Consider the following 14,531-nt stretch of genomic DNA (forward strand, 5'->3'; position numbering starts at 1 on the left):
TGCCGTGACCGGCGTCAGTGGGCGGCCGGGGCGGTCGCCGACGCGGTGGCACCGGTGACCGGGGCGCCCGCGGCGGTGGCACCGGCCGACGGGGTGGCCGGCGCCGACGGGGCGGCCGGGGCGCCCGGCGTGGTGGCGCCGGCGGCCGGGGTGACCGGGGCGGTCGAGGCCGGGGAGGTGGCCTTGGTGGACGCGGCGGCCGGGGTCGGGGTCGGGCTCGGGGTCGGGCCGTAGCCCGTGTACAGGCCCGCGTCCGGGCTCACGGCCGCCTGGGTCTCGACCTTCTGGCCGTCCTTGAAGGCGAAGGTGGTGGTGGCGAAGCCGCCGATGTGGACGGCGGCCGCGCTGACGGCGGCGGAGGGGTTGCCCTGGCCACCGAGGATCACGGAGCCGCCGGCCGGCACGATGATGCTCGACTGCGGGGCGCCCGCGGCGTCCGCGAAGGTGGCGGCGGCGTTGCCGACGGTGATCGACTGCAGCTCCGCGGGGGTGCTGGCCGTGTTGGAGATGTTCACGACCACGTTGGCGGGGCCCGTGTAGTCGCCCGAGGTGCCGACCCCGGTGACGAGCACGATGTTGTTCAGTCGAAGGTTCGTCCCCAGGGTCGCCGCGGCGTTGTCCGGCTTGATCTGCAGGGTGTCCGGCGTGGTGCCGGCGGCGCAGGAGGACAGCGAGGCGATGGCGATGGCGGCGATGGCGGCGATGCTGCCGCGTCGAAGGCTGCGGCTCACGGCGGCGGCTACTCCTAGGTCACGTGTCGACAGGTCAGGTCTCAGATTATCGACCTCATTTATGCGCTCCTCACGGGGTGGTCCCCGTGTCGCACTCCCGGGGTCCCGCGGGGGCCGTCCGGCGGTACTGCCGGCATGGACGGGTCGTTCGGAGGACAAGCTTCGACCAAGATCGAATAACGATCGGGTCACGACCGGAAAAGCGGCGAAAGCTCAAGATCCAATCATGGTTGCGGGGGTGTTGCGCAAGGGTTTCGGCGGACCTCGGAACCGCCTCCGACCTGCGGGAAGCTCCCCTCGAACATCGGTCGCAGCACGTCATGGGGGTGGTTGTCAAGCCCCGAGACCGGCCCTGACCTGCGAAAACGCCCTTCGGGTGCGCCGCGAGGCGTGTTATTCTGGAAAGCCACGGAAGGGGTCCTGTCACATGACGTTCAAGGTTGGCGACACGGTGGTCTACCCCCATCACGGGGCCGCGCTGATCGAGGCCATCGAAATTCGCCAGATCAAAGGTGTGGACAAGACCTACCTGGTGCTCAAGGTGCAGCAGGGAGACCTGACGCTCCGCGTGCCCGCCGAGAACGCGGAGTTCGTCGGCGTGCGCGATGTGGTCGGCCAGGAGGGTCTGGACCGGGTCTTCGAGGTGCTCCGCGCACCGTACACCGAAGAGCCGACCAACTGGTCCCGTCGCTACAAGGCGAACCTGGAGAAGCTCGCCTCGGGCGACGTCATCAAGGTCGCTGAGGTCGTGCGCGACCTCTGGCGTCGCGAGCGCGAGCGCGGCCTCTCGGCCGGCGAGAAGCGGATGCTCGCGAAGGCGCGCCAGATCCTCGTCAGCGAACTCGCGCTGGCGGAGAACACCAACGAGGACAAGGCGGAGACGCTGCTCGACGAGGTCCTCGCCTCGTAGTGCAGTCGGGCTGCCGCCCATCGCCCACAGCGCCCGGTGCCGGCGCGCCGCTTCCAGGACGGACCGTCCGGGAGTGGTGCAGTGGCACTCCGGGCGCTGAGGCGTGTCCGGACGACGCCCCCCGCCCGAGCCGGTCCAGGCCTGCAAGACCGTTTCTGCGCAGGTGTGCGGCAGGCAGTGGACCAGTGGTTCTTCGGAAGGGGCCCCCGCGCCCGCCGGGCACGCCAAGGCCATACCCACTTCGCCGAAGGAGTGAAACCTGAACGCCTCAGGAGCAGTCGCAGCAGCAGTGGTGCCCGCCGCCGGACGCGGTGAGCGGCTGGGGCCGGGCGCCCCCAAGGCCCTGCGGGAACTGGGTGGCGTGCCGCTCCTGGTGCACGCCGTACGGGCCCTCGCCCGCAGCCGGGCGGTCGGCCTGGTCGTGGTCGCCGCGCCCGCCGACGGGGTGGCCGAGGTGGTCGCCCTGCTGGACAGCCACGGGCTGGACGACAAGGACATCCGGGTGGTGGCCGGCGGCGCGACCCGCCAGGAGTCGGTCCGGCTGGGCCTGGCCGCGATCCCCGAGGAGGTCGGGATCGTTCTGGTGCACGACGCGGCCCGTCCGCTCGTCCCGGTCGAGGTGGTGGACGCCGTCGCGGCCGCCGTCCGGGCCGGGGCCGGGGCGGTGGTGCCGGCGGTGCCGCTGGCCGACACCGTGAAGCGGGTCGAGCCCAACCCGGGCCACCCCGAGCCGGTCGTCGACACGCCCGAGCGGGCAACCCTGCGTGCGGTGCAGACCCCGCAGGGCTTCGACCGGGCCACCCTGGTCGAGGTGCACGCCAAGGCGCTGGCCGAGGAGGCCGCGGGCGGCGCCGACGTCCCGCCCGTCACCGACGACGCCGGACTGGTCGAGCGCTACGGCGGCACCGTCGTCGTGGTGCCCGGTCACGAGGAGGCGTTCAAGGTCACCCGTCCACTGGACCTCGTGCTCGCCGAGGCCGTACTCGCCCGCCGGAGGGCCGCCGATGCCTACTGAGCCCCTGATCCCCCGGGTGGGGATCGGCACCGATGTGCACGCCTTCGAGGCCGGCCGCCCGCTGTGGGTGGCCGGACTGGAGTGGCCGGACGCCGAGTTCGGGCTCGCCGGGCACTCGGACGCCGACGTCGCCGCCCACGCGTCCTGCGACGCCCTGTTCTCGGCCGCCGGGATCGGAGACCTGGGCGCCCACTTCGGCACCGACCGTCCGGAATGGGCCGGTGCCTCCGGGGTGAAGCTGCTCGGCGAGGCGGCCCGACTGGTGCGCGAGGCGGGCTTCGAGATCGGCAACATCGCGGTCCAGGTGATCGGCGTCCGCCCGAAGATCGGCAAGCGGCGGGCCGAGGCGCAGGCCGCGCTGTCCGAGGCGGCCGGGGCGCCGGTCTCGGTGTCCGGCACCACCACCGACGGCCTGGGGCTGACCGGTCGGGCCGAGGGGCTGGCCGCGATCGCCACCGCGCTGGTGTACGAACGGCGTTGAGCCACCCGCTGGTCGGCCGACCGGAAATACACCGTTGTCGACGGGTGTTCACCGGATGTCGCGGGGGTCCGGATCGGTAGGGTTCGCTCCGGGCCCGTGCGGAGCTCGCCCTCGGGTCCGTACCGTCGCCGACCAGAAGAGGAAGAATCCGATGAGTGCTCAACTCTCCGACCGCGCCAAGGCGTTGATCGACGGCAAGAGCTTCGCCGTGATCTCCACGATCCAGCCAGACGGCAGCCCCCAGTCCTCGGTGGTCTGGGTCAAGCGGGACGGCGACGACATCCTGTTCTCCACCGTCCAGGGCCGCCGCAAGCACCTCAATCTGGTGAAGGACCCGCGCGTCTCGATCCTGATCAACCCGGCGGAGAGCCCGTACGAGTACCTGGAGGCACGCGGTTCGGTGACGATGACCACCGAGGGCGGTCGGGAGCTGATCAACGAGCTGGCCGCCAAGTACCGCGGCGAGGACGAGTACACCTGGGACGGTCCGGAGGACGTCCGGGTGGTCGTCCGGCTCTCGCCGCGCAAGGTGGTCGGCAGCATCTGACCGGCGGCGAGGCCGGCGTTTCCCCGGGATCGCACCACGCCGAATCCCGGGGAATGCCCTGTCGTTCCCCGGTAATGTCGCGGGGCACCCCCCGCTGCCCACTACGCTTGACGCTGTGAGCATTCGTCTGTACGACACCAGCACCCGCCAGGTACGCGACTTCGTCCCGCTTGTACCGGGTTGTGTCTCGATCTACCTGTGCGGCGCTACCGTCCAGTCGGCGCCACACATCGGCCACATCCGGTCCGGCCTCAACTTCGACATCATGCAGCGGTGGTTCGCCTACCGCGGCTACCAGGTGACCTTCGCCCGCAACGTCACCGACATCGACGACAAGGTGATCGCGAAGGAGCGCGAGCTCGGCACGCCGTGGTGGCAGATCGCCTACGAGAACGAGCGCGCCTTCAACGACGGTTACGCCGCGCTGGGCTGCCTGCCGCCGACGGTCGAGCCGCGGGCCACCGGGCACATCCCCGAGATGATCGAGATGATGCAGGGGCTGATCGCCAAGGGCCACGCCTACGCGGCCGACGGCAACGTCTACTTCGACGTGAAGTCGTACCCCGGCTACCTCGCGCTCTCCAACCAGAAGCTGGCCGACCTGCGCCAGCCCGAGGGCGAGGGCGAGACCGGCAAGCGCGACCAGCGCGACTTCGCGATGTGGAAGTCCGCCAAGCCGGGCGAGCCGAGCTGGGACACCCCGTGGGGCCGCGGCCGCCCGGGCTGGCACCTGGAGTGCTCGGCGATGGCCCACAAGTACCTGGGCGCGGCCTTCGACATCCACGGCGGCGGGCTGGACCTGATCTTCCCGCACCACGAGAACGAGATCGCCCAGTCCAAGGCCTACGGCGACGACTTCGCGGCCTTCTGGGTGCACAACGCCTGGGTCACCATGGCCGGCGAGAAGATGAGCAAGTCGCTCGGCAACTCGGTGCTGGTCTCCGAGATGGTCCAGCGCTGGCGGCCGGTCGTGCTCCGCTACTACCTGGGCGCCGCGCACTACCGCTCGATGATCGAGTACAGCGAGGACGCGCTGCGCGAGGCCGAGGCCGGGTTCGGCCGGATCGAGGGCTTCGTCCAGCGGGCCGTCGAGCGCTGCGGCAAGGTCGACGCGGCGCCCGAGGTGCCCCCGGCCTTCGCCGAGGCGATGGACGACGACCTCGGCGTCCCGCAGGCGCTGGCCGTCGTCCACACCGCCGTCCGCCAGGGCAACAGCGCCCTGAACGCGGACGACAAGGAGAGCGTGGTGGCGCGACTGGCCGAGGTCCGTGCGATGCTCGGTGTACTGGGCCTCGACCCGCTCGACCCGCAGTGGGCCGGGGCGGAGCGTGGCGAGGACCTCCACGGCGTGGTCGACTCGCTGGTCCGCCTGGTCCTGGACCAGCGGCAGGCGGCGCGCCAGCGCAAGGACTTCGCCACCGCGGACGCCATCCGCGACCAGCTCGGCCTGGCCGGGCTGGTGATCGAGGACACCCCGTCCGGCCCGCGCTGGACGATCAACAGCCAGTAACCCCATCTGACGATCGGGGTGATGGGTGGGCCGTACCGGACCGGTGCGGCCCTCCCGCATGACGTAGCGCATGCCGTCGGCCGCCGCCGCACCGAGCGGGGCGGCCGGGCATGCCGGACAGACAGGAAGTACAGCCATGGCCGGCAACAGCCAGCGCAGGAACCGCCGCAACCCCGGATCGAAGAAGGGCGCGTCTGTCGGTACCGGCGGGCACAGCCGGAAGGCGCTGCAGGGCAAGGGCCCGACCCCGCCCGGTGAGGCGCGCAAGGGCCACCCCAAGCAGCGGGCCGCCAACGCCGCGCTGAAGCGCGAGCGGGACGCCAAGGCCCGGGCCGGCATGCGCCGCGCGGGTGCCGGCGGCCGCGGTGGCCGCGGCGGCGCGGGCAGCGCCGAGCTGGTCTTCGGCCGCAACTCGGTGGTCGAGGCCCTGCAGGGCGACGTCCCGGCGAACGCCCTGTACGTCCAGCAGTTCATCGACAGCGACGACCGCGTCCGCGAGGCCTTCCAGGCCGCCAACGACCGCGGCATCCCGCTGATGGAAGCCCCGCGGCCCCAGCTGGACCAGATGACCGGCGGGATGAACCACCAGGGCCTGGTGCTCCAGGTCCCGCCGTACGAGTACGCCCACCCCGAGGACCTGCTGGCGGACGCCGCCGACGCCGGCCAGGACGCGCTGATCATCGCGCTGGACGGGGTCACCGACTCGCGCAACCTGGGCGCCGTGGTCCGCTCCGCCGCCGCCTTCGGCGCGCACGGCGTGGTCATCCCCGAGCGCCGCGCGGCCGGCATGACCGCCGGTGCCTGGAAGACCTCCTCCGGCGCCGCGGCCCGGCTGCCCGTCGCCCGCGCCACCAACATGACCCGCACCCTGGAGGCCTACCAGAAGGCCGGCCTGATGGTGGTCGGCCTGGCGGCCGACGGCGAGGCCGAGCTGGGCGACCTGGAGCTGCTGACCGGCCCCGTGGTGATCGTCGCGGGCAGCGAGGGCAAGGGCCTGTCCCGGCTCGTCTCGGAGACCTGCGACATGCGGGTGCGGATCCCGATGAGCGGCCTGACCGAGTCGCTGAACGCCGGTGTCGCGGCGGGCATCGTGCTGTACGAGGCCGCGCGGCTGCGCGCCAAGCGCTGAGCACGGCGGGCGTCCCGCCCGCAGGGGATCTTCCGAATTCCCCGTGATCCGAGTGGAAAGCGATCGGGCCCGACCGGGTCCGATCGCTTTTCTCATGATCACTTCAAGTATGCGCCGGACATCCACCCGGGAGAGTGTCCTAAGCGGCCGTCACCCGGTTAGACGGGGCGTGGACGTGGACACCAGAACACCTCGGCGCCCCCTGTTCGGCGGCGGCAGCACCGGGATAGACGCGGGCCCCGGGCTCGACACCGTCAAGGTGCCGTCGGACCCCGCGCGCCTCAGCAGCACCCAGGCGAGCTTCCGGCTCCGGCTCGGCGCCCCGGTCGCGCCGCTGATCGACACCCCGGTCGGACTCCTGTCCACCGGCGCCGCCTTCGGCGACCCGTACGCCAACCAGGGGCTGATCCGCCGTCCGCTGGTCACCCCGCAGGTCGTCGTACCCGCCTCCGCCGTCCCGGCGCTGGCCGGGTCGGCCGCCGGAGCCGCCGGCGGCGCACCGCGCCGCAAGGGCCGGGTCACCCCCGTCACCTGGACCGGCCAGGCGGCCCCCGGGGACCTCGCGGCCACCCGGCTGCTGGAGGCGGTGCGGACCAGCGGCTCCCCGGCGGGCGTCGACCTGGACGAGGCCGACACCCAGGTGCTCCCGGCCTACGCCGGCGCCCGGACCGTCCCCCGCCAGCCGCGCGAGGGCGCCGGCACCGCCACCGACGCGGGCATCGGCCCGGTCGGCGAGCCGCACGGCTGGACCCCCAGCGGCGAACTGCCCGAGGTCTCCGCCGCCGACGCGGAGGGCAGGCAGCCCTGGTACCCCGGGCGACGGGTCGACCTCGGCCTGGTGCTGCTGCCGCTGCGCGCCGTGCTGGGCTCGCTCTCCGTCTACGCCGGGTTCAGCAAGCTCTGCGACCCGGTGTACTTCGACGGCGGCGAGCGCGGCTCGATGATGCGCTGGCTCTCCTCGCTGCACCCGTGGAAGGTCGCCGAGCCGCTGCTCGCCTTCGCGATGGCGCACCCCGTCGGCTCCGGCCTGGTGGTGTCGTTCACCGAGATCGTGGTCGGTGTGCTCACCGTCCTCGGCCTCTGGCAGCGGCTCGCGGCCGGAGCGGCCATGCTGCTCTCGGCAGCGCTGCTGTTCACCGTCAGCTGGCGGGCCGTGCCGGTCTACGACGCCCCCGACCTGATCTTCCTCGCGGCCTGGAGCCCGCTGCTGATCGCCGGGGCGCCCTTCGCCTCGCTCGACGGACGGCTCAATCTGGAGGCCTGGCGGAGGATCGGTTCCGGCGCGCCGGGAGCCCTGCGCCGCCGGGTGCTGCGGCGGGGCGCGATGGTCACCACCGTCGTGGTCGGCCTGACCCTGCTACTCGGCTCGATGCTGGGTGCGGCCGTCCGCACCGGCGCCCGGCCGCACCACGCGCCGGGCCGTCCGGCCACCGACTACGGCACCCCGGTCTGGCCCTCGGGCAGCCCGTCCGGCGCCCCGGGCGGACAGGGCACGTCCACCTCGCCCCCGCCCGCCGCCCCGCACCCGGCCACCCCGACGCCGAGCGCCACCACGCCCTCCAGCGCTCCTGCCAAGCCGGCCGGGGCGTCGCCGAGCGGCAAGCACTCCGGCAAGGCCGAGACCGGCGGTTCCTCGCCGGCGGCGTCCGCCCCGTCCGCCGGGTCCGGCTCCGCGCCGGCCCAGCGGACCCCGGCCCCCGGCGGCTCGGGCACGGCGCCCAAGCCCAGCCCGAGCGGCGGCTCCGGGCTGCTCGGCGGGGTGCTGGGCAGCGGGCCGGTGCTCGGCAGCGGGCCGCTGACCGACCTGTCCGGTCGGCAGTCCTCCCGTCCGGGGACGCCGACGGCCACCTGAGGCCGCCGGACGCGCTACGGCCGGGTGCTCCGTGGGGGGAGCACCCGGCCGTGGCGCTGTGCTGGCAGCGTCTGCTGCCGGTGCCTGCGCGTGCGCGTGCGTGAGCTGCCTGCGCCTGGGCCCCTGCTGGGCCTGCGCTTGTGCCTCCGTCTACGCCCTCGTTACTGGGCGCTTTCGCGGTAGGCGGCGAGCTCCTTGGCCGCCTCGGTGAGGTCCTTCGCCGTGTCGATGGCGCGCCAGTACACGCCCAGCGCCAGCTGGTAGCCGGCGAGCCGCTTGCCGCGGGCGAGCTGGGGGAAGGTGGTCCGCTCGTGGTCGCCCACGTCCGGCAGCAGCTCGGCGAACTCCGGGCTGAACACGTACAGGCCGGCGTTGATCAGGAAGGGCGAGGGCGGGGCCTCGATGAAGTCCAGCACGTTGCCGAACTGGTCGGTCTCCACTGCGCCCCACGGGATGCGCGGGCGGGCCAGCGCGAGCGTCGCGACGGCGTCCCGCTCGTGGTGGAAGGCGGCCATGTCGCGCAGGCTGAAGCGGGTCCAGATGTCGCCGTTGGTGGCGTACCAGGGTTCGTCCGGCCGTGGCAACGCCTTCGCCGCGAGCTTCAGGCCGCCGCCCCGCCCCAGCGGCTCGGCCTCGACCACCGTGCTGACCCGCAGTGGCAGGTCCGCCTGGTCCAGCCACTCCTCCAGCACGTCGGCGAGGTGGCCGCAGGACACCACGACGTCGGTGACGCCCTCGGTGGCCAGCCATGCCAGCTGGTGGCCGAGGATCGGGATCCCCGTCCCCGGGATCTCGACCAGCGGCTTGGGGCGGTCGTCCGTGTAGGGGCGCAGCCGGGAGCCCTGGCCGCCGGCCAGGATCACGGCTTGGGTGACGGGCGTCGTGGTCGGCCGGGGCTGGTGCGGCTGCGCGGACGCGAGGTCGGCGGTGGGGCCGGAGTCAGCGGTCATGCCTGAACAATAGGACGCCCGGCGGCGGTTGACGCCGTCCGTCGCTCAGCGGCTGTCGGCTGTCCGGTCGTCGGCTCGCGGTCGACGGTTCGCCGTCGACGGGTGTCAGCCGGTGATGCCGGCCGCAAAGGAACCGTCGCAGACCGGGCGGGCGAAGGAGCGGGCCCGCTGCACGTCGCCCTGGTACTTGCGCACCGCGGCCTTGCCCAACTCGGTGGCCAGCGAGGTGCAGTACGGAGTCAGGGAGGGCTGCTCGCGCATCGAGCGCTCCAGCAGGTCCAGCGCGGCCGACGGGTTCTTGGCGCGCAGCTCGTCCAGCAGCGCCACCCGCAGCGAGTCCTGCGGGGCGAGGCCGTCCGTCTTGGTGGTGGCGGTGGCGGAGCGCCCGATCCCGGCGCCGTCGCCGCTGGACGCCGCCACGACCTGCTGGTCGAGCCCGGTCGGTGGGGCCCACGGGACGCGGGTCACGGCGAGGGTGCCGGTGGTCACCAGGACGACCGGCAGGGTCAGGGCGACGGTCTGGCCGATACGGCGCACAAGCTGCTTCACCCTCAGGAGAGTAGCGGTGAGTACGGGCCGGATCGCCCTCGGTTACACCATCGAGTGACAGGTGTCCGGGTTCGTCCCCGCGCGGTGTTGACGCGGGGGTGTACGGACGGAGCCCGCCGGACCGGGAGGGGTCGGACGGGCTCCGTCGCGTGTGCCGGCCGCCTCAGTCGCAGACGCTCAGGCGCACGCCGCTGCTGGCGGCGAAGACGTGGGTCTCCTGGGCGATCGGCACCACGTGGATGGTCTCGCCGCGGGTCGGGATCTGGCGGCCGGGCACCCGGACGACCAACTCCTTGTCCACGCCGCCGATCTGGGCGGTGCCGTAGACGAAGCCGTCCGAGCCGAGCTCCTCGACCACGTTCACCGTCACGGCGACGCCCTCGATGCCACCCGCCTCGACGATCTGGAAGTGCTCCGGGCGGATGCCGACGATCACCGTCTTGTCGGTGCCGGCGCCGGCCAGGTTCTCGCGCGAGATGTTGACGACGGAGCCGCCGAACTTCACCCCGCCATCCACCAGCGGCACCTCGACCAGGTTCATGGCCGGCGAGCCGATGAAGCCGGCCACGAACAGGTTGGCGGGCTTGTCGTACATGTTGCGCGGAGTGTCGACCTGCTGCAGCAGGCCGTCCTTGAGCACCGCGACCCGGTCACCCATGGTGAGCGCCTCCGTCTGGTCGTGGGTGACGTAGACGGTGGTGATGCCCAGGCGGCGCTGCAGGCCGGCGATCTGGGTGCGCGTCGAGACGCGGAGCTTGGCGTCCAGGTTCGACAGCGGCTCGTCCATCAGGAAGACCTGGGGCTGGCGGACGATCGCGCGGCCCATCGCGACGCGCTGGCGCTGACCGCCGGAGAGCGCCTTCGGCTTGCGGTCCAGGTAGTCGGTGAGGTCGAGGATCTTCGCCGCCTCCTCGACCTTGGTGCGGATGTCCGCCTTGTTCACGCCGGCGATCTTGAGCGCGAAGCCCATGTTCTCCGCGACGGTCATGTGCGGGTAGAGCGCGTAGTTCTGGAACACCATGGCGATGTCCCGGTCCTTCGGCGGCAGGTGGGTGACGTCCCGGTCGCCGATCCGGATCGCGCCGCTGTTGACGTCCTCCAGACCGGCCAGCATGCGCAGGCTGGTCGACTTGCCGCAGCCCGACGGGCCGACCAGCACGAGGAACTCGCCGTCCGCGATCTCCAGGTCCAGCGCGTCCACCGAGGGCTTGGTCGCCCCCGGGTAGATGCGGGTCGCCTGGTCGTACGTGACAGAAGCCATGGTCGTTCTCTCCTTCACCGGCAGGAACGTGCCGGACGATCCGAGTAAAGGGGGGTTCGTTCGTTCTTCGTCGGCCCGTCAGTGGTCTGTACCACTATCCGAACCGACTCCCGGCGACGCTACCTGCGCTTCCGCTGCTTGTCAGCCCCCTCCGCTCCGATTTCGGCATCGGTTCCATCACGCCCACCCCGCGCCCGCCCGCCCCGCACCCACCTCGCGGCAACCCCGCGCCCACCCCGTCAACCCCCGGATATCCCCCCACCCCGCCACCCCGGCCCGGTAGACTGCCCCCGGTGCCGCCGTGATCCTTCGCGGACGGCCACCGTGCCTCCTTAGCTCAGCTGGCCAGAGCACCGCTCTTGTAAAGCGGGGGTCGTCGGTTCGAACCCGACAGGGGGCTCTCAACGTGTGAAGGGTCGGCTCGATGTCGATCGAGCCGGCCCTTCGCCGTTGTCAGGGCCGGCGCTCCCCTCGCCGCGCCGGGCCCGCCGCCGCGCCGCCGCCGTTGTGGACGGCCGGGCATGGGTTGCCTGTTCGGGCCCCGCGTCAGTGCACGGAAGCCGCGTTCTTGACCAGGGTCTTGGTCAGGGCCACGCCGGCGGTTCCGGTGTTGCTCTGGTCGTTGTCATAGGTCGTCACCACGACGCTGCCGACTCGGGCGGCGACCAGCGTGCTGCCACCGGTCCAGTCCGGAGAGGTGATGACCGCCTGGAGCGCCTCGTCCCCGACGCCGGGCAGGCTCTGCAGGGCGACGGTCGCGGTGTAGTTCTGGCCGTTCTGCGCGACGGTGAAGGTGTGGCACGCGGTGAGGGCCTTCTGCAGGTTGGCCATGACCGTTTGCGCGTCGTTGCCCCGGTAGGCGTCCAGCTCCTGGGCGAACATGTCCTGCGACTCGTCCGTGTAGTCGTTCTGGGCGAAGGACGCGGCGTTGATCCCCGCCGCGCTGATCCATCCCGTCCCGTTGAGCATGTCGCACGCCTTGGGGGCCGGGACGGCGGAGGGCGAAAGCGGCGGGTTGAAGCCGTTGCCGGTGCTCTTGGTGCCGCTGGGGTCGAGCTTGAGCTTCTGCGGGAGCGCGCTGGCCGGCAGGAGCATGGCGTTCAGCTTGTTCCCGTTGGGGAGGGCGGCGGTGCCCGCGGCGGGGCCGGGGGCAGGTGCGGTGGCCGGTGCGGTGCCGGCGGACGATGCGGTGCCGGCGGACGCGGCGGGGGCTGCTGCGGTGGCCGAGGGGTTCGCGTTGTCCGGCCCGCAGGCGGCGAGGCCGAGAACCGCGGTGGCGCTGCAGGCGACCAGGACGGCCCGGCGGAGTCGCTGAGACATGGAGGGGTGTTCACCTTTCAGGCGAGGTCTGTGAGCGGCGCGCCAATCAGACCATGGCCTGTGAACCGCGTCAACACAAGAAGTCGCCGTGAGGTGGGTTGTAGGATTGTGCTGAGTCGCAGCGTCACGGGGAGGGGCCCACTCAGTGCCGGAGAACAGGACAGACGTCACCGCCGCCGGGATCGCGCGGTTGGCCGGTGTCGGCCGCGCCGCGGTCAGCAACTGGCGGCGCAGGCACGCGGACTTCCCCAAGCCCGTCGGCGGCACCGACACCAGCCCGGTTTTCGATCTGGCCGACGTCGAGCAGTGGCTGCGCGACCAGGGCAAGCTCGCCCAGGTGCCCCTGCGGGAACGGGTCTGGCAGCAGATCGAAGGGGATCCGGAGGGTGCGGTGACCGCGCTGCGGCTGGTCGGTGCCGTGCTCCTGCTGCGTGACCAGCCCACCCGCCGGCCGGAGCTGATCACCGCCGACGACCGCCGTCTGACCCGCGAGCTGCCTGGAGCGCTCGCCGAGGCACTCCGCGCCCGCCTGGGCGAGGACCACCCGGTACCCGTGCCGAGCGGGACCGAGCTGACGGGGCGTCTGGCGTTGCTGCGCGGTGGCATGGAGCTCGCGAACGAACTCGGCGCGCGTCAGGCGTACACGTTCCTGATGGGGCGCCACCTGGAGGCGGGGCCGCGACAGTACACGCTGACCCCCGCGCCGCTCTCTGAGCTGATGGCCGAACTCGCCGGCCCGGCCGAGCTGGTGCTGGACCCCGCCTGCGGATTCGGCGGCCTGCTCGGTGCGGCCGGTCCCACCACCACGGTGATCGGTCAGGAGGCCGATCCGGACCTCGCCGCGCTGACCGCGGTGCGCCTCGCCCTGCACACGGACCAGGAGGTGCGGATCCGGGTGGGCGACAGCCTGCGTGCCGACGCGCACACCGGCGTGCGCGCGGACGTCGTGCTGTGCCACCCGCCGTTCAACGAGCGCTCCTGGGGGCACGAGGAGCTCGCCTACGACACCCGCTGGGAGTACGGGCTGCCGCCGCGGACCGAGTCCGAGCTGGCCTGGGTGCAGCACGCCCTCGCCCATGTGCGCGAGAACGGCTGCGCCGTGCTGCTGATGCCGCCCGCCGCGGCGTCCCGCCGGTCGGGCCGGCGGATCCGGGCAGACCTGCTGCGGCGCGGCGCGCTCCGGGCGGTCGTCGCGCTGCCCGCGGGCGTGGCCCCGCCGTACGGGATCCCCCTGCACCTGTGGGTGCTGCGCCGCCCCGCGGCGGACGCGCCGCAACCGCAGCGACTGCTGCTGGTGAACGCGGCCGAGCAGTCGGACGGCGGGGAAAAGCTGCCTTGGCAGGAACTGCGCAACACGGTGCTGGCGGACTGGTACGCCTTCGACCACGACGGCGCAGCACCGGAGCGGCCCGGCGTCAGCCGCACCGTCCCGCTGGTCGACCTGCTGGACGACGACGTGGACGTGACCCCGGCCCGGCACCTGCCGATTCGGGCGGCGAGCACCGGTGGGGCCGGGCTGAGCGAGGTCCGCGAACGCCTGACCGATGCCCTGCGTAGCACCGTGGAACTGGCGCCGGTGGTGGGCGTCCAGGGCGCGCTCGCGCGCTGGCCGATGACCAGCCTCGGCGAACTGGCCAGGACGGGAGCCCTGTTGATGAGGACGGGCGGTGCCGGAGCCGGCACCGGCGGCCCGCCGGTCCTGAGCGAGCACGACATCGTGTCGGGCGGCGCCCCCTCCGGCGTGCTGCCCGAGGGCGAGGACGAGGAGCCGGTGCTCATCCGGGCCGGGGACGTGGTGATTCCCGTGCTCGGCCGGGGCACCGCGACCCGCGTGATCGACGAAGCCACCGCCGGTGCCGCGCTGGGCCGCAACGTCTACCTGCTGCGACCCGACCCGGCCACTCTGGACCCGTGGTTCCTGGCCGGCTTCCTGCGCAGCAGCGCGAACAACCGGCAGGCCAGCAGCTTCACCACGTCCGCGACCCGGATCGATGTGCGCCGGCTCCAGGTGCCCCGGCTGCCGCTGGCCGACCAGCAGCGCTACGGTGAGCGGTTCCGCGCGGTCGCCGCCTTCGAGGAGGCGACACGCCTGGCTGCCAGACTGGGCGAACTGCTCGTCCAGGGCCTGTACGACGGGCTGACGGACGGCAGCATCAGCCCGTCCTGACGGGCGGAGGTCGCCCGGCGGACGGGTCGGTAGGCTGACCCCGGCAATCACCGATCAACCTCCGCCGAGCAGGAGCTGGCCCATGTACGGCCCCGTCCCCACAACGCCG

At 72.8% G+C, this 14,531-nt stretch carries 13 protein-coding genes and 1 tRNA gene; 9 read left to right on the forward strand and 5 right to left on the reverse strand.

Going from position 1 to position 14,531, the window contains the following annotated elements; genetic code table 11:
* Window positions 1–14: 14 nt before the first annotated feature.
* Window positions 15–731: a DUF461 domain-containing protein gene (locus ACFV1W_RS02980; RefSeq protein ID WP_380412524.1), complete on the reverse strand. Its 717-nt coding sequence runs from the start codon at window positions 729–731 to the stop codon at window positions 15–17.
* A 427-nt stretch (window positions 732–1,158) separates the two neighbouring features.
* On the opposite strand from ACFV1W_RS02980, the gene ACFV1W_RS02985 reads away from it, so the two are divergent.
* The 7 genes from ACFV1W_RS02985 (at window position 1,159) to ACFV1W_RS03015 (ending at window position 8,175) form a co-directional block, all read left to right on the forward strand.
* Window positions 1,159–1,641, forward strand: coding sequence for a CarD family transcriptional regulator (locus tag ACFV1W_RS02985; protein ID WP_030244332.1), 483 nt, complete (start codon window positions 1,159–1,161; stop codon window positions 1,639–1,641).
* Window positions 1,642–1,900: 259 nt separating this feature from the next.
* Entirely contained in the window at window positions 1,901–2,656 is a 756-nt protein-coding gene (gene ispD, locus ACFV1W_RS02990) for a 2-C-methyl-D-erythritol 4-phosphate cytidylyltransferase (protein WP_380412810.1), read from the forward strand.
* Window positions 2,646–3,137: a 2-C-methyl-D-erythritol 2,4-cyclodiphosphate synthase gene (gene ispF, locus ACFV1W_RS02995; RefSeq protein WP_380412525.1), complete on the forward strand. Its 492-nt coding sequence runs from the start codon at window positions 2,646–2,648 to the stop codon at window positions 3,135–3,137. The genes ispD and ispF overlap by 11 nt, the downstream gene beginning before the upstream one ends.
* A gap of 151 nt (window positions 3,138–3,288) precedes the next feature.
* Entirely contained in the window at window positions 3,289–3,684 is a 396-nt protein-coding gene (locus ACFV1W_RS03000; RefSeq protein WP_380412527.1) for a PPOX class F420-dependent oxidoreductase, read from the forward strand.
* Between the two features lie 115 nt (window positions 3,685–3,799).
* Window positions 3,800–5,194 carry a cysteine--tRNA ligase gene (cysS, locus tag ACFV1W_RS03005; RefSeq protein WP_380412529.1) on the forward strand — a complete coding sequence of 465 codons (1,395 nt, stop codon included), beginning with the start codon at window positions 3,800–3,802 and terminating at the stop codon, window positions 5,192–5,194.
* Between the two features lie 136 nt (window positions 5,195–5,330).
* Complete coding sequence (gene rlmB, locus ACFV1W_RS03010; RefSeq protein WP_380412531.1) at window positions 5,331–6,323, forward strand: 23S rRNA (guanosine(2251)-2'-O)-methyltransferase RlmB; 993 nt, start codon at window positions 5,331–5,333, stop codon at window positions 6,321–6,323.
* A gap of 175 nt (window positions 6,324–6,498) precedes the next feature.
* Window positions 6,499–8,175, forward strand: coding sequence for a DoxX family membrane protein (locus ACFV1W_RS03015; protein ID WP_380412532.1), 1,677 nt, complete (start codon window positions 6,499–6,501; stop codon window positions 8,173–8,175).
* Between the two features lie 161 nt (window positions 8,176–8,336).
* Here ACFV1W_RS03015 and ACFV1W_RS03020 read toward each other — a convergent pair whose 3' ends face one another.
* The 3 genes from ACFV1W_RS03020 to ACFV1W_RS03030 form a co-directional block, all read right to left on the reverse strand.
* On the reverse strand, window positions 8,337–9,125 hold the full coding sequence (locus ACFV1W_RS03020) for an NDP-sugar synthase (RefSeq protein ID WP_380412534.1): 789 nt from the start codon (window positions 9,123–9,125) through the stop codon (window positions 8,337–8,339).
* A gap of 105 nt (window positions 9,126–9,230) precedes the next feature.
* Complete coding sequence (locus ACFV1W_RS03025; RefSeq protein WP_380412536.1) at window positions 9,231–9,674, reverse strand: hypothetical protein; 444 nt, start codon at window positions 9,672–9,674, stop codon at window positions 9,231–9,233.
* A gap of 163 nt (window positions 9,675–9,837) precedes the next feature.
* Window positions 9,838–10,935, reverse strand: a complete 1,098-nt coding sequence (locus tag ACFV1W_RS03030; RefSeq protein WP_380412537.1) for an ABC transporter ATP-binding protein — start codon at window positions 10,933–10,935, stop codon at window positions 9,838–9,840.
* A 326-nt stretch (window positions 10,936–11,261) separates the two neighbouring features.
* Between ACFV1W_RS03030 and ACFV1W_RS03035 the strand changes: the two genes are divergently transcribed.
* Window positions 11,262–11,335 (forward strand) — tRNA-Thr (locus ACFV1W_RS03035).
* A gap of 146 nt (window positions 11,336–11,481) precedes the next feature.
* Here the strand turns inward: ACFV1W_RS03035 and ACFV1W_RS03040 are convergent.
* Entirely contained in the window at window positions 11,482–12,255 is a 774-nt protein-coding gene (locus ACFV1W_RS03040) for a hypothetical protein (RefSeq protein WP_380412538.1), read from the reverse strand.
* A gap of 145 nt (window positions 12,256–12,400) precedes the next feature.
* On the opposite strand from ACFV1W_RS03040, the gene ACFV1W_RS03045 reads away from it, so the two are divergent.
* Window positions 12,401–14,422: an N-6 DNA methylase gene (locus ACFV1W_RS03045; RefSeq protein WP_380412539.1), complete on the forward strand. Its 2,022-nt coding sequence runs from the start codon at window positions 12,401–12,403 to the stop codon at window positions 14,420–14,422.
* Window positions 14,423–14,531: the final 109 nt, after the last annotated feature.

Origin of the sequence: Kitasatospora sp. NPDC059648 (assembly GCF_042734825.1) — a bacterium.
Classification (GTDB): Bacteria; Actinomycetota; Actinomycetes; order Streptomycetales; family Streptomycetaceae; genus Kitasatospora.